16 protein-coding genes are annotated in these 17542 nt (G+C 50.6%); 10 read left to right on the top strand and 6 right to left on the bottom strand.

Annotation, left to right across the window (positions count from 1 at the left end; all coding sequences use genetic code 11):
* Positions 1-380: 380 nt before the first annotated feature.
* From HZS52_RS05145 to HZS52_RS05115, 7 genes are all read left to right on the top strand, one after another.
* On the top strand, positions 381-1367 hold the full coding sequence (locus HZS52_RS05145) for a Bug family tripartite tricarboxylate transporter substrate binding protein (RefSeq protein WP_223828054.1): 987 nt from the start codon (positions 381-383) through the stop codon (positions 1365-1367).
* A 55-nt stretch (positions 1368-1422) separates the two neighbouring features.
* Positions 1423-1884 (top strand): tripartite tricarboxylate transporter TctB family protein, encoded by a 462-nt coding sequence (locus HZS52_RS05140; protein ID WP_190374254.1) that lies wholly within the window; start codon positions 1423-1425, stop codon positions 1882-1884.
* A gap of 12 nt (positions 1885-1896) precedes the next feature.
* Positions 1897-3408 carry a tripartite tricarboxylate transporter permease gene (locus HZS52_RS05135; protein WP_190374253.1) on the top strand — a complete coding sequence of 504 codons (1512 nt, stop codon included), beginning with the start codon at positions 1897-1899 and terminating at the stop codon, positions 3406-3408.
* Entirely contained in the window at positions 3408-4127 is a 720-nt protein-coding gene (locus HZS52_RS05130) for a GntR family transcriptional regulator (protein WP_190374252.1), read from the top strand. The genes HZS52_RS05135 and HZS52_RS05130 overlap by 1 nt, the downstream gene beginning before the upstream one ends.
* Before the next feature lie 148 nt (positions 4128-4275).
* On the top strand, positions 4276-4749 hold the full coding sequence (locus HZS52_RS05125) for a hypothetical protein (RefSeq protein WP_190374251.1): 474 nt from the start codon (positions 4276-4278) through the stop codon (positions 4747-4749).
* Positions 4750-4950: 201 nt separating this feature from the next.
* Positions 4951-5901 (top strand): AEC family transporter, encoded by a 951-nt coding sequence (locus HZS52_RS05120; RefSeq protein WP_022521138.1) that lies wholly within the window; start codon positions 4951-4953, stop codon positions 5899-5901.
* A 51-nt stretch (positions 5902-5952) separates the two neighbouring features.
* Positions 5953-6696: an SDR family NAD(P)-dependent oxidoreductase gene (locus HZS52_RS05115; protein ID WP_190374250.1), complete on the top strand. Its 744-nt coding sequence runs from the start codon at positions 5953-5955 to the stop codon at positions 6694-6696.
* 40 nt (positions 6697-6736) lie between these two features.
* Here the strand turns inward: HZS52_RS05115 and hglS are convergent, their stop codons facing one another.
* From hglS to HZS52_RS05085, 6 genes are all read right to left on the bottom strand, one after another.
* Positions 6737-8098: a 2-oxoadipate dioxygenase/decarboxylase HglS gene (gene hglS / locus HZS52_RS05110; RefSeq protein WP_190374249.1), complete on the bottom strand. Its 1362-nt coding sequence runs from the start codon at positions 8096-8098 to the stop codon at positions 6737-6739.
* Between the two features lie 47 nt (positions 8099-8145).
* Positions 8146-9642 (bottom strand): tripartite tricarboxylate transporter permease, encoded by a 1497-nt coding sequence (locus tag HZS52_RS05105; protein WP_022521135.1) that lies wholly within the window; start codon positions 9640-9642, stop codon positions 8146-8148.
* A gap of 27 nt (positions 9643-9669) precedes the next feature.
* A complete protein-coding gene (locus tag HZS52_RS05100; RefSeq protein ID WP_190374248.1) occupies positions 9670-10176 on the bottom strand; it encodes a tripartite tricarboxylate transporter TctB family protein in 507 nt (168 codons plus the stop codon).
* 72 nt (positions 10177-10248) lie between these two features.
* Positions 10249-11235 (bottom strand): Bug family tripartite tricarboxylate transporter substrate binding protein, encoded by a 987-nt coding sequence (locus HZS52_RS05095; protein ID WP_022521133.1) that lies wholly within the window; start codon positions 11233-11235, stop codon positions 10249-10251.
* 271 nt (positions 11236-11506) lie between these two features.
* Positions 11507-11956 carry a type II 3-dehydroquinate dehydratase gene (gene aroQ / locus HZS52_RS05090; protein ID WP_035582188.1) on the bottom strand — a complete coding sequence of 150 codons (450 nt, stop codon included), beginning with the start codon at positions 11954-11956 and terminating at the stop codon, positions 11507-11509.
* A 197-nt stretch (positions 11957-12153) separates the two neighbouring features.
* Positions 12154-13998 carry a bifunctional sugar phosphate isomerase/epimerase/4-hydroxyphenylpyruvate dioxygenase family protein gene (locus tag HZS52_RS05085; RefSeq protein ID WP_190374247.1) on the bottom strand — a complete coding sequence of 615 codons (1845 nt, stop codon included), beginning with the start codon at positions 13996-13998 and terminating at the stop codon, positions 12154-12156.
* A 467-nt stretch (positions 13999-14465) separates the two neighbouring features.
* Between HZS52_RS05085 and HZS52_RS05080 the strand changes: the two genes are divergently transcribed.
* The 3 genes from HZS52_RS05080 to HZS52_RS05070 are packed head-to-tail and all read left to right on the top strand — an operon-like array spanning position 14466 to position 17526.
* Entirely contained in the window at positions 14466-15467 is a 1002-nt protein-coding gene (locus tag HZS52_RS05080; protein ID WP_022521127.1) for a tripartite tricarboxylate transporter substrate binding protein, read from the top strand.
* Positions 15468-15525: 58 nt separating this feature from the next.
* On the top strand, positions 15526-16002 hold the full coding sequence (locus HZS52_RS05075; protein ID WP_022521126.1) for a tripartite tricarboxylate transporter TctB family protein: 477 nt from the start codon (positions 15526-15528) through the stop codon (positions 16000-16002).
* 21 nt (positions 16003-16023) lie between these two features.
* Positions 16024-17526, top strand: coding sequence for a tripartite tricarboxylate transporter permease (locus HZS52_RS05070; RefSeq protein WP_022521125.1), 1503 nt, complete (start codon positions 16024-16026; stop codon positions 17524-17526).
* Positions 17527-17542 lie beyond the last annotated feature (16 nt).

The following is a 17542-nucleotide window of genomic DNA, read 5'->3' as shown; positions in this document are numbered from 1 at the left end:
CTGTAGAGTGTTACATACAACATACAACAACCGAGGCAGATATCGTCAAGGAAAAGTTTTACTAAAGCGCTGAAAAAAATTAGGCGAGCGATATAAAAGCTGACTACTTACGCTTATTCGCCTCGACAGGGAATATGGAGGCTCGCTATTGGCGAGGAAATAGCGTTTTGCTGCACGTAAAGCTCAATATATTTCTGCTAAAACTATCAGTGCTCACAAACAGGACATGAAAATTAATCAATAAAAACAGTTACTTGTATTTATTTAATACTTTTGGCTAAGACAAAGAGCTCCATTAAAGCTTGACGCGCCTCGCCTTTTGAACTGAAGTGTTGCGTGTTACATACAACAAGATATCCATAACAATGTGAGAGCATGTGATGACTCATTTAAAGAAAAGCCGCCTATGCAAAGTACTCAGTTTTGCCTCGTTGATGGTTCTTGTATCATCACCACTGCAAGCCGACAGTTGGCCGGATAAACCCATCAATCTTATTGTTCCTTGGGGAGCTGGCGGTGGTACGGATGCGACGGCACGCATGATTGCCGTATTGCTAAAAGAAAATCTTGGCGTACCTGTTCCCGTCATTAACCGCACAGGTGGCTCTGGCGTTGTGGGCCACTCAGCTATTGCCAATGCTGAAGCAGATGGCTATACCATCGGGGTCGCCACGTTAGAAATCGGCGGCATGCATTATCAAGGCCTGACAGAACTCAGTTATAAAGATTTTTCACCTATTGGGCTTTATAACGCTGACCCTGCTGCCATTTTTGTATCATCTAGAAGTAACTATGAAAATATCGAAGACTTATTAAGCGATATCCGCTCATCCAGCCATCGTGAACTGAAAGCCAGTGGATCGGCGCAAGGGGGCGTAAATCATATTGCAACTGCCGGGATGCTTCTGGCTTCGGATATACCTGCCGATAAGGTTGCCTGGGTTCCGTCTGAGGGAGCTGCGCCTGGTCTCCAAGACCTTGCAGCAGGAGGAATTGACTTTGCCGCCGCTTCAATGCCTGAGGCACGTGCACTGATGGACGCTGGGCTCATTAAACCGCTCGTGTTACTTAATACAGACAGATCCCCGGCATCACCAGAACTGCCTACGTTTGAAGAAGCCACTGGTCAGGATTGGTCTTTTGGTTCTTGGCGCGGTTTGGTGGCACCAGCCGGGGTTGATGAGGAGATCATTGAAACACTACAAGAGAGTATGAGCGCTGTGGTGAGCGATCCTACTTATTTAGAGTTTATGGAAAATCGGGGCTATGAAACCTTATGGCTGGAAGGTGATGACTTCGTAGAATTTATGGAAACCTCTGACCAAAACATAGGCCAAACATTAGAATCTTTGGGCATTGTAAAATAATACGGAAGGGTACATTAAATTTAATGTACCCTTTTTAATTTTGGATAATAAAAGTATGAAGTTCAATGATGTAATACTGGGAGCAGTATTTATTATTGCTGGCCTGTTAATTATTTCTCATGCTAACACGTTTCCTGAGATGCCTGGCCAAATGGTAGGCCCCTCTACTTTCCCGACTTTAATTGGTAGCGGCTTTCTTCTTGGAGGTATTTTAATAGCTATCCAATATTTCAAATCAAGGAAAAAAACACCTTTCATAGCAGTAAATGAAGGATGGTTAAAAAAAGCACGAATACTAAGTTTCTCAGTCGTAATTTTGGGCGGCATGTTATTCGCTCTTTGGATTGAAACAGTTGGCTTTGTATTAGGGGGAATTTTACTGGTCACCGCATTACTATGGTTAGAAGGGCACCGTAAGCCATTCATACTTGGGATTGCGGCGACCTTTGTGATGCTGGTTTATTATTTGCTATCGCATCAGCTACGTGTCCCGCTTCCATCAGGATCTTTTATTTAGGGAATATTCAAAATGATTGATAATATTGCGAGCGCCCTTCCCTTAGTATTTAATTACACGACACTAAGCATTATTTTTGCTAGTGCGTTATTTGGCCTGTTTGTTGGTGCTATCCCTGGCCTTTCAGCCACAATGGCGACCGCGATATTGGTGCCCATTACTTTTTTTATGGATCCAGTGCCTGCCATCGCCGCTATCGTGACAACAGCTGCTATGGCGATTTTTGCTTCTGACATTCCTACCGCCTTACTGAGAATTCCTGGCACAGCTGCATCGGCTGCGTATGTTAATGATATGAATGGCCTCGCAGTTAAAGGTAAAGTAGGTCATGCTCTTGGTATATCGGTTTTTTGTGCTGCTTTTGGTGGTATCTTTGGTTCATTGGTTCTAATGTTTACTGCACCGAAGCTTGCCTTAGTATCATTAAACTTCACCTCCACAGAGTACTTTTGGCTGGCATTACTCGGGTTGACGGCGGCGGTGATATTAGGTAGTGGTTCAATACTTAAAAGCTTGCTTTCACTGGGCATAGGGCTTTTTATTGCAACCATTGGCCTCGACTCAACCGCTGGACACCCTCGCTTTGTCTTTGGAATAGATGCGATACTTTCAGGAGTTGCCTTTATTCCTGCATTAATTGGCATGTTTGCTATTCCCGAAATTATTCGCACAATCGTTTATAAAGACTCAAGCGAAGAAGCACCTGTACATGTCAGTGTTCGCTCTCTATTCTCAGGGCTAGGCAAGACCTTATATAAGTATAAGCTTAATATGTTGCGTGGCTCTGCGATAGGCAACGCAGTAGGAATTTTGCCTGGTGCTGGTTCAGATATTGGAAGCTGGATTTCATACGCTGTCTCCAAAAAAATGTCTCGGTATCCCGAAAAATACGGCTCAGGCCATGATGAAGGATTAGTCGACGCTTGCTCTGCTAACAATTCTTCACTTTCTGGTGCTTATGTTCCCGCGATGGTATTTGGCATTCCTGGAGATTCAATTACAGCGATTGTCATCGGCGTTCTCTATGCCAAGGGACTAAACCCTGGGCCCTTGGTGTTCATTACTAAAGGTGTAGAAGTAACTGCTATCTTTATCACTTTCTTAGTTGCCAACTTATTAATAATCCCTCTTGGATTGGTTGCCATATTAATTTCACGCCATCTTTTACAGGTAAAAAAATCAATTTTAATTCCTTTCATTTTAATCTTTGCCATAGCTGGTTCTTATGCTATCGACAACACATACACGGGCATTGTGATTATGCTGTTATTGGGACTGCTAGCCTACTTTATGGAAGAGAATGGTTTGCCTGTAGCTCCTGCTATTTTGGGAATAGTTATGGGGCCAATGCTTGAAAGCAATTTAATTACATCTCTCATAAAAAGTGACGGCAATTTTCTTGAGTTTTTCTCACGCCCGATAGCTGCAACGCTTGGTATTATTACACTTTGCATATGGTTTATGCCTTTATTACTAGGCCTTCTCCGAAAGTACCAAAACACTCAACGCAGTGGGTACTTATAATGAGTCAAAAACTCCATATTGGAGCCGTTCAATCATTGACTGACATAGTTACTGAGAGGCTTCAGTTAGCTATTATAAATGGTGATTTTGCCCTTGGTGAAAAGATCTCTGAAGAAGCGCTTTCTCTCAAGTTAGGTGTAAGCAGAACCCCCATTAGAGACGCTCTAGCAAGACTTCAAACAGTTGGTCTTGTTATCGTAAAACCTAAGCGTGGCAGCTTTGTGTTTAAGCCAAACAATTCAGATGTAGTAGACATTTGTGATTTCCGGTTTATGGTAGAGCTACAAGCGGCAAAACGTAGCTTTTATAAAAAACCAATAAAACTAGTAAAATCGCTAGTACATATTGCTCAAAAAATGCACGTTGCAATGGAGAGTAACAACGCTTTCGAATATTCAAAGCTAGACAACTCATATCACCAAACTTTTTTTGAATACTGTGACAATAAATACTTGAGCAACGCATTCAACTTAATTAATAGTCGCATTGCTGCTTTACGAGTCTCTATCACTTCTCCTCAAAGTGAACTAAGAGCAATAAGCTTTAGAGAACATATAACAATGATTAACCACTTGAAAGAAAACAAAATATCTGCATTTGAAGAAACACTCCATGAACACATAATGCGCACGCAAAATGTTTATCTGAAAGCGCTGGCTATCCAAAACAGCAATAAAAAACCAAAGTTTAAGGGGTTAATGCTTCAGGAAAACAAGTAGAGAGACTGTACCCAAGAACTTTTTACGCGAAAATATTCTAGAAATGCAGTGTTGATTCTGCTGCTGATTACTTTCATACCAGCGCTGGTCACTTTTCTGCCGCGCCTGGCGGGTTACTGATGTTACTCAATGTAAGGAGCGTGATGCCATGTACTCATCCATTGCCACGGTTTGCCTAAGCGGCTCGCTGGAAGAGAAGGGGGACGCCAGCGCCTCGCCGGATACCGCCAGCAACCGCTTTGTGCGCCAATACGGCGGCTCGGGGATTCATCATGTCGCCCTGCACACCAACGCCATGCGCGACATCAGCGCAGCGCTGCAGCAGGCGGGCACGCCGGTACTGCCGATTCCCGGGAATTACTACCGCGACCTGGCCGCGCGCTTCGACCTATCGGCGCAAACCCTGCAATGGATGCAAGCGCACCACATCCTCTTTGATCAGGACAGCGACGGTGACTTCCATCAGTTGTATACCCAGCCCGGCCGACAAGCGTTCTTCTTCGAGCTGGTGCAGCGTGAAGGTTACCAAGGGCTGGACGCGCCGAATGCTTTTGTGCGCGTCACCGAGCAGCAGCGCTTGGAAGCTGAAATTAACGGCAGCACTCAAGATGCTGCTGTTTGACCCTGACCCTCTGCGGGCTGAAAACACCGATTGCATCACCTCTGAACAGATCGATCCGCATGTGACACCGCTGCGTACGCATTATATCGAGCAACTTGTCACGCCTTCTGTTCACTCCATGCCATGAAGCGCAAGAGAAATAGCGTACAATTATTCGTTATTCGAACTTAACCATTTGCCTTCATGCGCTAAGGGGCCGCCATGCTCGCTATACTTGGGATTACCACGCCCATATTCCTACTCATTGGCTTAGGCTATATAGCGAGATGGAGCGGTATTATTCAGCGCGATCAGATGCAGGGGGTGGGCGTATTTGTACTTTACTGCGCGCTGCCCGCGCTCGTGATTCGTGCGTTAACCCAGCAGCCTCTGGAAGATATTTTCAAGCTCAACTACCTGGTTGCTTACGGCCTGGGCTCTATCGCCGTGTTTAGTGGGGGGTTGCTGCTCTGCTTAAAACGACAGCGCCAGCCCCTTAACGCCAGTGCCATGCAGGCCCTAGGTATGGCTGCGTCCAACAGTGGCTTTGTCGGCTACCCGGTGGCGGCCATGGTCATTGGCTCCCCAGCGGCGGTGCTCTTGGCGCTGAATATGGTCATTGAAAACCTGCTTATTATTCCCGCCGCGCTGATTTTAGCTGAAATGGGCAGCCATCAAGGTTCCAGCGTATGGAAAACGGTCAAACACACAGCGCTTAGCCTAATCAAAAATCCGGTGCTGATTGGTTTACTGGTCGGCATTAGTCTCGCGGTATCCCACGTGCAGATACCTGGCCCGCTGTTTAAAGCCATTGATATGCTAGCCGATGCAGCTGGCCCTGCGGCGCTTTTCGTCATTGGCGGGGCGCTGTTTGGCCTGCAGGTGAAAGGAATGGCCAGGGACGTTGGCCAAATAGTGGCCGGCAAACTCCTCTTTCACCCACTGGCTATATTCATCGCCTTTTATCTTGTCCCAGGTATCGACCCACTTTATATGGCCGGTGCGCTGCTGTTTGCTGCCGCTCCGTTGATCAGCATTTACCCCCTACTCGGCCAGCGCTATGGCTTAGCCGGGGTGAGCGCGGCGGCTCTGCTGGTGGCGACTATAGCCTCCTTCTTTACGCTTAGCCTAATAATTTGGTTGATGACGATGTCGGGACTGATGACGTTTTAACGTTTGGGTTTATACAAAAACAAAGATTGATGACCGCCAAGGATAACAAAAATGCATTCACACTCTGATCAAAGCAGAACATCTCAGCATCACTGCGCCGTGGTGACCGGCGGGGCTAGAAACATCGGCCAAGCCATTGCCCTGCGTCTCCAGCAGGAGGGTTACCAGGTTATCGTGGTGGATATTGTTGAGCCGGAAGCAGCGTCTTTGCAAGCTGATGCCGTCCTGGTCGACCTTGCCGATGCCGATGCCACCCGCCGGGTGATGGCGAAAATAGTCGAACGCCATACGGTGACCCGGTTGATCAATAACGTAGGCATTGTCGCCCCCGCGCTGCTTGAAGAGACGCGGCTTGAAGACTTCGACACATTAATGCACCTGAACGTCCGCTCGGCGCTGATATGCACACAGGCACTGCTGCCTTCCATGAAAGCAGCCGGTATGGGGCGCATCGTCATCAATGCCAGCCGCGTGGTGCTCGGCAAAGAGGCGCGCACCATTTACAGCGCCACGAAAGGAGCGCTGCAGTCTATGGCGAGAACCTGGGCGTTGGAGCTGGCGGAACACGGCATCACGGTTAACTGCGTTGCCCCAGGGCCCATTGCTACCAGTGCCTTTTGGGAGAATAATCCTCCCGATTCTGAGCGCGCCCGTCGCATCATCGATAATATTCCGTTAAAGCGTATGGGTCAGCCCGAAGACGTAGCCCAGGCCGTCAGCTTCTTTTGCGACGACCGAAGCGGCTTTATGACCGGCCAAACGCTGTTTGTTTGCGGCGGTGTTACGGTCGGATAGGCCAACCAAGGGCAGCGCGCTCAGCGCAGGCTACTCCCCCTTATGCGCCGCCCAGCTCGGCAAGTGCCTGGGCCAGCGAGTTGGCTTGGCGACGCTCATACAGCGCAATTTCATCCGTCACGGCGGTGCCCAGGGCCTGCTCAAACGTCTGCTGGCTGGAGTGGCTGCTGTACTCATCGCGCGTCCCATCGCCCAGGTTAGACTGGAAGATGCCCGCCGCACTCACCGGCAGAAAATCTTCGTAGATCATGGGCGTTGCCACCAGCGCACCCGTTGCTAAAAGCCGTTCGATGTTATCGCTAGTGGCGTCCTCTGCCGTGGTAGCCCCCGGCACTGCACGGTAATGGAAAAATGCCAGCTCTTGGCGGCGCAGCGCGTCTTGATCATCAGGAAACTCAGCAAACGCTTGGGCTAAATGAGCTTGATGGTCAGCATTAGAAACGGCTGGATCGCCCTGACGTGAAGCAGCCAGCAACTGGTCGTAAAGCATTCGCCCTTTACGGGTCAAGGCAACCCCGCGCTGCTCGATTTCACCAAAGCGCGCCGTATGCTGGCCTTCTGCCTCATCCGCAAAGTAGATGGACTCCTCCAGTGCTTTAAAACTGGTTTGCCGTAATAGAATCGGGCAGTGGCGCCTAGGCGGCCCTTCAATAATCGCCTTCGGGGTAATACCTTTTGTCGGCATGCGCTGCTGCACCGCGTCTATGTCCAGGGTTCGCGGGGTCAAGTGGTTGATATGCGGCCCGCGGAAGCAGACCACATCCGCGATCAGGCGATGCTCTTGGTGTAGCGCTTGATAGGTCGCTAAATCGACAGTGGCATCACGGTGCCAGCGGAAGGTTTCCAGCGCCTCAACCACAAAGGTTTCGGCCTCGGCTTCGTTGAGCCCACCCTGAGCCTCAAAGCGTTCGATCAGGGCGACGGCCTGCGGGGTGACGATCTCTCGCGACGCTATAATCGCCGCCGCCCGATCGCGCAGCTCGGCATCCGCAATGAGCTCAAGCCGGAGTAACGACGTGAACAAACGGAAAGGGTTTAACTTCAGGGCTTCATCGTCAATGGGACGAAACGCCGTTGCATGAACAGGCACGCCAGCGACTGAAAGGTCATAGTAACCCACCGGGAACATGCCCATAACGGCAAACATGCGGCGCAACAGCGCCAATTCTTCGGGGCTGCCCACCCGGATAGCGCCGTGTCGCTCAACGTGCAACCGCTCCATCTCACCGTTTGCAGTGAGCGTGTCCGCTAGCCTGACATCGCGCTCAATGACCTCTCGATTAACGTCCGCCACCAGCGAGAGCAGCGTGCCGTACTGGGGTACCTCTTGCTGATACATATCGGACATCGCTTGGGAAAAACGGTCGCGGATACGATCGGCACTATAAAAGTGGTCACTCATTGACTTGTTCTCTTGTCACATTCAAATGTTTGTAAAGCCTTAGCGGTTTAGGAGGTCTTAGACGTTATAGGGCGCTTCCTGCGCGCCTCCCAAAAGCGATAAAACGCCAAGCCAATCGAGCCCACTGTCAGGGCGATAAAGAACCAAGTAATCGGGCCACGTACAAAAATTGATAGGTCATTGGAGCCGATTAAAAGGGAGCGGCGCAGGTTATCTTCAAACATCGGACCCAGGATAAAACCGATCAGAAAAGGGGCTGCGGGTATCGCCGCCCGATTGAAGATATATCCCAGCACACCGAAGGCCAACATCAACCCAACATCGAAGGTATCGTTATTGACCGCATAGGCGCCGTATACGCAAAACATCAGGACGATGGGAAACAGAATCGGCTTTGGAATATCAGCAATTAATGAGAAGTACTTAATTGCCACATTACCCACCACCAGCAAAATAACGGAGCTGAGCATGATGCCCATAAACAGCGCATAAATCAGTGATAGGTTCTCTTGGAACATCAGCGGGCCAGGCGTCAAACCATGCACCATAAAGGCGCCGAGGATAATCGCGGTAATCACATCACCAGGAATACCTAACGAGAGCAGAGGGATCATGGTAGCGCCCGCGACGCCATTATTGCCCGCCTCCGCGGCCGCAACACCCTCGACTTCACCTTTACCGAAATTAGCCTTATTAGGCGAGCGCCTACGCGCATCACTGTAAGAAATAAACGCCGCCGCGGTGGCGCCAGTACCCGGTATCGCGCCGATGATGACCCCAATTAAACTGCCCCGTACGATGCTCGACATGCAGCGCTTCAGTTCGGAAAACGCCAAGCCAGCACCACTGGCCTTAGCCTTAATATGCGGCACCGCTTTTTTGCGATAAAACTCAATAATCTCCGGTATGGCGAACAGGCCAATCAACAAAGGAATAAAGGAGATGCTATCCATTAAGTTGTAGCTGCCAAAGGTCAACCGCTGAGAGCCAAAGACATCGTCAAGCCCTACCATGGAAAGCAAAATGCCCAGCAAAGCCGCCATTAAACCTTTAATCATCGAGCCACTGGCCAAGGAAATAATAATGGTCAGCGAGAAGCAGATCAGCCAGAAAAATTCCGGGGCGCCGAAATTAAGCGCGATCTTAGCCAGATAAGCGGCAAAGAAGATAAGCGCGATGTTGGAGATAAAATCGGCGATAACCGAAGAGTATAGCGCCGCCTTGAGGGCTTTCTTCGCATGCCCCTGCTGGGCCATGGGATAGCCGTCAAGCAGCGTACAGGCAGAAGCAGGAGAGCCTGGCGTGCGTATCAAGATCGCCGTAATCGAACCACCGTACATCCCCCCTTTGTAAATCCCCACTAGCAGCAAGATGGCGGCAATCGGCTGCATTGAGAAGGTGAAGGGCAGCGCTAATGCCACCGCCATTGTCGCGGTTAATCCTGGGATCGAACCCACCACCACACCGATGACAACCCCCACGGCGATCGCCAGGAAGTTCTCCAGGGTAAAGAATAGGTGTATGACTTCCGAAAAATTTTCCATAGCTCACCTAGTACGAGAATCAGTCAATCAGAGCCAAAACGGCATTATCGGAAGCGGTACATTCATCACTTCAACAAATAAGAATGTAACGACGATGGGAAACAGGAAGGCCAAGCTATACACCCACCACGTGCGAACGGGGTGAGCTACGAATAAGACCACGGTAGCCAGAATGCCACAGAACACCGCGCCCATCGTTTCAAACAGGGCAACGTAGATCACTAACGCAACGACCATCATAAAGAAACGCCGCGGCGAGCCCTTTTCAATCGCTCGCTCATCTTCCTCGCGAGCACCTGTTACCAGTAAGCCTTGAAGAATGAGCAGAATGGAAAACAGCAAAATCAACCAACCCACGATCGTGGGCAGCCAGCGGGGCGACATCATCGGGTTTTGCAGAATGGGCGGCTCATTGATGTAGTTGGGTACCAGGTAAAAGACCAGCACAAGGGCAAATCCCAGCAGGACAGCGCCTGCTATCACATCGCCGATGTCCTTTATCCTCACCCTGCGATGGGAATCCGATGTCGTCATCGCTGCCTTCTCCTAACAAATAAGAGAGGCGAGGACATAGCCCTCGCCTTAGCTTATTGGGGGTTACTGAACTTATTGACTGATACCAGCCTGCTCGGCAACCTCTTCCCAGCGCTGCAGGTCATCGGCGATAAACTGTTTGAACTCATCACCGGCCACTTGGCCCGGCTCAGCACCCAGCTGTTCGGCGAAATCCAGAAACTCTTCGCGCTCCATGACATTGGCTAGCGCTTCTCGCATTGTGCTCTGGGCCTCTTCAGGGAAAGAGCTGTGCGCAATCAGGCCGAACCAGGCAGTCGTGATGAACTGGTCGAGGTTATATTCACCGATTTCTGACAACGTCGGGACATCGGGAAGGTACTCGGAACGCTCGGCAGAAGTAACCGCCAGCGCACGTAGATCACCTGAACGTATGTGCGAGAGCACCGCTGGCATGTTCTCAAACGAAACATCCACATCGCCGCTCAGCAACGCAGGAAGCGCCGCGCCGCTACCCGCAAAAGGCACTGCCGTCATATTCGTTTCGGTCAGCGTTTTGAATAACTCACCCGACATATGAATGGAGCTACCTACGCCGCTGTGGCTGAAGGTCATGTTGTCTTCTTTCGCAGCTTCGATAAACTCAATAACATTCTCATAGGGGCTGTCTGCGGGCACCACCATGACATTGGGAATATCGATCATATTTTGTAGAAAAACGAAATCTTCAACGGGGTCGTAGGCCAGGTCTGGGTAGATCGCGGCACCAATCGTGTGCCCTGGGGATGCCATCAGGATGGTGTGGTCAGCATCACGGCCACCGCGGGCGAGCCTGCCGGTGCCGACAGTGGAGCCCGCGCCTGGGCGGTTTTCTACAATGACATTGGCATCAAGTTCTTGCTGGAGGAGATCAGCAACGCGACGGGACAAGACATCGGTAGTGCCACCCGGCGCATAAGGAACGACCAGGCGAATATCGCTAGTCGGCCACTCATTGGCGCTAGCGGAGGAAACAGTGAGACCGAGAGCCAAGGCGCTGCTGCAAACGGCGAGACAGGTTGCGGCAAAGATTTTTTTCATTTTAACTTCCTATTATTGCTTTGTTTTTATGTTCGCATTTCGTACATCTATTCGCGCTACATACAACGAGATTACTCTTTTACTTTAGTCATAAAAAACACGACTTTAGTATAAATAACTGAAACTAAAGTGTATTTAACTTAATAAGCTAATCAACAGACACTGCTTTATACATTAGAGTTGGCAGATATTCATAGGGCGCAGCAGGATTCTCATCGCTGACAGCTTCCGGCTACGCCATAACAACTTTCCCCGTTATTGAAGTCTCACCTTATGAAGTGCTTGCCGACTTCATAAGGGCGTCTAAAGCCGCCTGATATCCCTGTGTTCCCAGCCCAGCGATAACGCCATCGGCGCGCAGCGATACATAGGAGTGGTGGCGGAAGCTTTCGCGCTTGTGCACATTAGAAATATGCACTTCGATAACCTGGCCCTCAAAAGCGTTAAGCGCATCCAGAATAGCCACCGAGGTGTGGGTATAGGCAGCGGGATTGATGATAATCGCCTGAGTGCCATCCAGCCGTGCCGCATGAATAGCGTCAATTAGCGCGCCTTCATGGTTGCTCTGCAGGCAGTTAAGCTCCCAGTCAGCCATAACGGCTTTTTCCCGCAGCGCGTTATTGACGTCTTCCAGGGTCTCGTAGCCATAGATTTCCGGCTGGCGAGTGCCGAGCAGATTCAAATTAGGGCCGTGCAGCACTAACACTTTACCTTGGCTCATGTATCGTTTTCCTTGAGCAGTTCACGATGGTAGTGGGCAAATAGCGTAGCGGACTGCTGATCAGCCGCTGCGCGCTTGGAGGCGTCGACGCCTTGAAACACAAATAGGCTAACACCGCTAACCGCCGTAGTGCCCGCTTGCTTTGCCGCCGCAAATAAATTCGGTCACTGTTCTCCACGATGATTTCGTGTTGCTAATTAGCGCTGGGCGGCCTGAGCGGCCAAGCGAATGCCCGCGTTAGCGGCGCCAAACTGCTGATAGGCGCCACGCCGCTCAACGATTTCGAAGAAAAATCGGCCCGAGAAAGTTTCCGTATAGGCGTGGAAGAAGTCGCCTTCGTCGTTGCGATCAAACAGAATATTGCGCTTACGCATTGCCTCTAACAGCTCCTCTTCCAGCCCGTAGCGTGCTTCAAGATCGTCGTAGTAATTCTGCGGAATTTTCAGCAGCGGCAAGCCGCGCGCTTGTAGCTCATCAACCGTGGCGAAGATATCGTGGCTTTCAAAGGCGATCTGCTGCACGCCACCGCGAAACTCGCTCAGAAAACGCCCTGGCTGGGTATCCTGGGCCTGTGAAACCGTCAACGGGATGCGAATACTCTGCTCTGGGCTAATCACCGCTTGGCTGATCATCATGCCCCTTGGGTCGATGATCTCGTTCTCTGCGGCCGCGTTAAATCCAAATACGGTGCGGTGAAAGAGCTGCCAACTGAGTAGCTGCGTAGCGGGCAGTACGTAAGAGAGGTGATCTACCCGGGTGAGACCGGCCTCATTGCGGCTCTCTTGGTCAAACAGTTCAAAATCGGTTCGCCACTGCAAGTCCTCAGCCGCTTGATCATCCACCAGGTAAACAAGGCTGCCTTCTATACCCCGCAGCGCTGAGATTTCCATCTCGCCTTCGCCCACCTGGCCACGGAATGTCTGTGCTTTAAATGCTTTTGCACGGGCAAGCCCGCGTTCAACATCATCAACACGGAAACCCACCGCACACACTGAGGTGCCGTGAAGCAGCCGGAAAGTATGGGCAAAGCTGTCCGTTTCAAAATTGAGCACCAGATGAATCTCACCCTGCTTCCAGAGCTCGACATTTTTGGAGCGATGGCGGCCTACATGACGAAAGCCCAGTGCATCGATAAATTCGCCGAGCGGCGCGGCGCTCTCTTCGTCGAGGGTAAACTCTATAAAATGAATGCCGTTGTAGTTGGGCGCCGGGGGAATAGGGCTTGCCCAGGGGCCCTCCTCGATAAGGTTTTCGAGCAGAATGAGCGAACGAAGACCATCCAGGGCAGTGATTTCAGTTGGTGCGGCGCGAAAGGCGTCGCTAAAAATTTCCAGCGACAGCGGGCCGTCGTAACCGGTTTTGGCGAGTTCGGCCATGAAGGCTTTCAGCGGTAGGCGACCTTGGCCGGGAAAGCAGCGGAAGTGACGGCTCCACTGCAGTACATCCATATCCAGCAGCGGCGCATCTGCCACCTGGACGAAGAAGATCTTTTGTTTAGGGATTTTGCCGATGGCAGAGAGATCATGGCCACGCGATAGAATGTGAAAGCTGTCGAGCACAATGCCCAAATTAGGATGATCGACGCGCCGCACGGCTTCCCACGTATCGCGGTAGTCAGAAATATGCCTCCCCCAGGCCAACGCTTCAAACCCCACCCGAATATTCCGCTTCGCTGCCAGCTCGGCAAGCTCGCGCAAATCGGCCACTACGCGATCCATATCGTCCATGGCCTGAGGGGATACATTGCTACACACCAGCAGAAAATCAGTGCCTAACTGCTCCATCAGTTCAAATTTTCGCTCTGCACGCTTTAGATTGCGGCTGCGCTGCGGCTCCGGCATCGCCTCAAAATCGCGAAACGGTTGAAAGGCAACGATCTTCAGCCCCAGGCGCTCACACAGCGCACGCACTTCCTGCGGCGAGCCATCAAAAGAGAGCAGGTCGTTTTCAAATATTTCTACGCCATCAAAACCGGCACGGGCAATGGCTTCCAGCTTAGTTCGCAGGTCTCCGCTTAAACAAACAGTGGCGATTGCGCGCATAGCATCCTCCCAGGTAGTGCTTTCAAGCGAATGAGCTCTAGCACCACGACTATTATGTGTCGCTATGGCTGAGCTAATGGCTTTCAGTATAGGTGACCATTGTTCGCATAGCGTTCTTTAGTTCGCATTATGCACGATAGGACGGGGGGTGTGGCAACCTGTTCCCTATACGACTAACACGACACCTATCAAAAACCGTTACTATATAGAGGTAATAGAGGTTTATTGTTATCAGAAACAATGGCTAATGCGCCCAAAACTCTATTAACACCTGCTAAAACAGCATGTTTAGTACTGCCTTGTAACGGCCCTCACGCAATATTAAACCTTGGTCTTATACGAAGGTTTGTTGATTGACAGCCGCCATAGCGATCACTAGTGTTCGCCTTAAGCACTTAAGTTCGTAAGGCGAACTAATATCGCCTTTGGCAGCAACTAATATAATAACTCGTTGGAGGATAAGCATTATGACTAAGCCACTTTTCACCCAGTTGGCTATCGCTATCGGCTCTTTGGCAGTCGCGGGGGGCGCCCTCGCCGATTATCCTGACCGTAACATTCAAGGTACCATCCAGTGGGGAGCCGGGGGCGCCACCGACAACGTCGTACGCAGCCTGACGCCCCACGTGGAAGAGGTTCTGGATACCACTATTGTTCTCACCAACCGTCCAGGGGGTACTGGCGTTATTGGCATGAACCACGTCATGCGCCAGCGCCCTGACGGCTATAACCTGCTGTTTGGTGCAGAGAATCCCCAGCTATACCCACTAATGGGCTTAGCCGATTTCACCTACGATGATATGTATCCTATCAATATTATCGGCCAAGGCCGGGTGGTCATTGCCACCCATCCTAATAGCCCATTCGATACTTTCGCTGAGCTGCTTGAGTACGCCCACGAAAACCCCGACGAGCTCAAAATGGGCGGTACCGGTGCCGGTGGCTTGCCCAGTACGATTCACGCAATGATCAACTCTGTCGACGATCTTAATGTTCGCACAGTGACCTTCGGTGGAGATGGACCTGGTGTTACGGCACTGCTGGGTGAACATATCGACTTTATGCCGCTAAGTCTTTCTGCTGTGGCCGAACAAATCCGCGCGGGCCGCCTGAAGGGCCTGGCCGTGCTGGGTAGTGAAGAACTGGAGGATCTGCCGGACGTTCCGCCGATCACCGATGCTATCCCAGAGCTTGATTCATTCTTGCCTTGGGGCCCGTTCTGGGGTGTCTTTGTGCGTGAAGATACACCCGATGACGTAAAAGCTACCTTGGAAGATGCTTACGAGCAGGCCGTTGCCAGCGATGGTTTCCAAGAGTTCTTAGCTAATTTTGGTGGCGAATCGCTCAACCTCAACGGTGAAGAAGCGCAGCAATACCTGGATAACTGGCAATCCGTCACAGCATGGTCAATGTTCGAAGCGGATGCGGTCGAAAAATCCCCTGAAGAGTTAGGTATTCCACGCCCCTAACGCTATCTTCCTATGACTTAGGGGACAGGATTACCACCTGTCCCCTTGGAGTCTCTGTATGACTAAAAAAATTGAGCGCGTTCGGGCGGGAGAAAAGGTCTTTGACTGGTTGCTTCTGCTGTTTAGTGTCGGCGTCCTCTACGAGGCTTATCGTATCGATAATGGGGTGCAGCTGAACTCCGCTGGCTCATTTCCTGTCGGGCTCGCCTTGATAATGCTCGCTTCCTCAATAGCCATTATCTTCAGCCATCGGCGCAAGCAGCGAGATCCCCAAATTCACAGCGCTAGCCAAGAGTTTAAAGTGTTTTTACATGAGCATTTTAAAACGCATATTGTGGTGTTCTCGATAGTATCGATGCTCTATTTAGTAGCTATCGTATGGACAAGCTTCTATGTAAGCACCTTTATCTTTTTAGCCGCTATGTTCATTTATTATCGTCAAGGAAAAATCATTAGTTCTCTAGTGATTGCTTCGCTTGCCATTGCGGTAATTTATGTACTTTTCACGATAGTGTTTCGTGTCTATCTTCCTTGATAATGAACCCCGAGGCATCCAATGAGTGATACCTTCTCCTATCTGCTCATGGCTTGGCTTGATCCAGGTCTATTGGGCTTAACTGCCCTGGGCGTGATCGCCGGTATTTACATCGGCGCTATTCCCGGCCTCTCGGTTACGATGGCCGTCTCCATTCTGATTTCATTTACGTTTTCCTGGGACATTAATAACGCGCTAGCGCTGATGGTGGGTATTTATGTCGGCGGCGTTTACGGCGGTTCGCGCACGGCCATCCTGCTCAATATTCCTGGCGCCCCATCAGCGGTCACAACTGCTTTCGACGGTTACCCGTTAGCCCAGAAAGGTGAAGCGGGCAAAGCGATCGGTCTGAGCACCGTGATGTCGGTCATCGGTGGCTTGATTGGTGTGGCCGTACTCGCTGCCACGGCCCCGCACCTTGCCGATCTTGCTCTTAAATTTGCCCCCCGCGACTACTTTTTAATCGCCGTCATGGGTTTACTATTGGTCAGCTCGCTATCGGGTAAATCGCTTGCACGCGGTATTTTCTCTGTCGCCCTGGGGGCCACCATTGGGTTGGTCGGCATGGACATGGTAACCGCCCAGCCACGCCTAACCATGGGTAGTATGGAACTGCTGGGCGGGATTCATTACGTGGTGGTCATGATTGGCCTGTTTGGTGTCGCGGAAGCGTTTTACCAGCTACATAATATGGCCAAAGTGCCCGTTAAACAGAACGTCGATAAGATCGTTCCGCCTCTTAATATGGTGCTCAAGTTTTTACCGCTTTCTTTACGCACGTCTATTATCGGCGTCGTGGTTGGCGCTCTCCCCGGTACTGGCGGAGATATTGCATCACTGTTTGCTTATGATCACGCCAAGCGCACAGTTAAAAACCCTGAAGTGCCTTTTGGTGAAGGCGCGTATGAAGGGCTTGTGGCACCTGAAACCGCCAATAACGCAGCAGTGGGTGGCGCTTACGTACCTATGCTTACCCTCGGCATGCCGGGTGACGCAGTCACCGCCGTTATTATCGGTGCACTAGTCATTCATGGCCTGAATCCAGGCCCAATGCTGATGATCGAAACACCCTATATCTTTTGGTTTACGGTCGGCAATTTAGCATTGGCCAATATATTCCTGCTCATCTTTGGGCTCACCGGTATTAAGCTTTTTTCAAAAATTGTTGAAGTGCCTAAAGCCATTATGATCCCGCTGATATTGGTGCTGTGTGTGGTAGGTACCTACTCGCTTAACAGCAGCATGACAGAAGTTTATTGGATGCTAGGCTTTGGCATATTGGGCTACTGGCTGAAGATGTTTGGCTTTCAGATGGGCCCGATTATTCTCGGTGTCATTCTTGGCCCGCTGCTGGATGAATCTTACCGACAGGCTATGTCATCGGTCGGTGACAGCAGTACGGATTTCCTACTCGCGCTGGTAATCAACCCACTTTCATTAGTGCTTACCTCAGTGATTGTGCTGGTTTTACTAGGCAATACTCCCCTAAAAAGTTGGTTATATTCACGCTTCAAACGTAGCTAATGTTCGTGTAACGGCA

The organism is Vreelandella titanicae (assembly GCF_014697095.1).
GTDB classification, from domain to species: domain Bacteria; phylum Pseudomonadota; class Gammaproteobacteria; order Pseudomonadales; family Halomonadaceae; genus Vreelandella; species Vreelandella titanicae.
This window is presented reverse-complemented; position numbering and strand designations above follow the sequence as displayed.

What these genes read in the sequence shown, in the direction of transcription:
- HZS52_RS05145 (WP_223828054.1), top strand. Translation starts at nt 381, where the DNA reads ATGACTCATTTAAAGAAAAGCCGCCTATGCAAAGTACTCAGTTTTGCC.
- HZS52_RS05140 (WP_190374254.1), top strand. Translation starts at nt 1,423, where the DNA reads ATGAAGTTCAATGATGTAATACTGGGAGCAGTATTTATTATTGCTGGC.
- HZS52_RS05135 (WP_190374253.1), top strand. Translation starts at nt 1,897, where the DNA reads ATGATTGATAATATTGCGAGCGCCCTTCCCTTAGTATTTAATTACACG.
- HZS52_RS05130 (WP_190374252.1), top strand. Translation starts at nt 3,408, where the DNA reads ATGAGTCAAAAACTCCATATTGGAGCCGTTCAATCATTGACTGACATA.
- HZS52_RS05125 (WP_190374251.1), top strand. Translation starts at nt 4,276, where the DNA reads ATGTACTCATCCATTGCCACGGTTTGCCTAAGCGGCTCGCTGGAAGAG.
- HZS52_RS05120 (WP_022521138.1), top strand. Translation starts at nt 4,951, where the DNA reads ATGCTCGCTATACTTGGGATTACCACGCCCATATTCCTACTCATTGGC.
- HZS52_RS05115 (WP_190374250.1), top strand. Translation starts at nt 5,953, where the DNA reads ATGCATTCACACTCTGATCAAAGCAGAACATCTCAGCATCACTGCGCC.
- hglS (WP_190374249.1), bottom strand. Translation starts at nt 8,098, where the DNA reads ATGAGTGACCACTTTTATAGTGCCGATCGTATCCGCGACCGTTTTTCC.
- HZS52_RS05105 (WP_022521135.1), bottom strand. Translation starts at nt 9,642, where the DNA reads ATGGAAAATTTTTCGGAAGTCATACACCTATTCTTTACCCTGGAGAAC.
- HZS52_RS05100 (WP_190374248.1), bottom strand. Translation starts at nt 10,176, where the DNA reads ATGACGACATCGGATTCCCATCGCAGGGTGAGGATAAAGGACATCGGC.
- HZS52_RS05095 (WP_022521133.1), bottom strand. Translation starts at nt 11,235, where the DNA reads ATGAAAAAAATCTTTGCCGCAACCTGTCTCGCCGTTTGCAGCAGCGCC.
- aroQ (WP_035582188.1), bottom strand. Translation starts at nt 11,956, where the DNA reads ATGAGCCAAGGTAAAGTGTTAGTGCTGCACGGCCCTAATTTGAATCTG.
- HZS52_RS05085 (WP_190374247.1), bottom strand. Translation starts at nt 13,998, where the DNA reads ATGCGCGCAATCGCCACTGTTTGTTTAAGCGGAGACCTGCGAACTAAG.
- HZS52_RS05080 (WP_022521127.1), top strand. Translation starts at nt 14,466, where the DNA reads ATGACTAAGCCACTTTTCACCCAGTTGGCTATCGCTATCGGCTCTTTG.
- HZS52_RS05075 (WP_022521126.1), top strand. Translation starts at nt 15,526, where the DNA reads ATGACTAAAAAAATTGAGCGCGTTCGGGCGGGAGAAAAGGTCTTTGAC.
- HZS52_RS05070 (WP_022521125.1), top strand. Translation starts at nt 16,024, where the DNA reads ATGAGTGATACCTTCTCCTATCTGCTCATGGCTTGGCTTGATCCAGGT.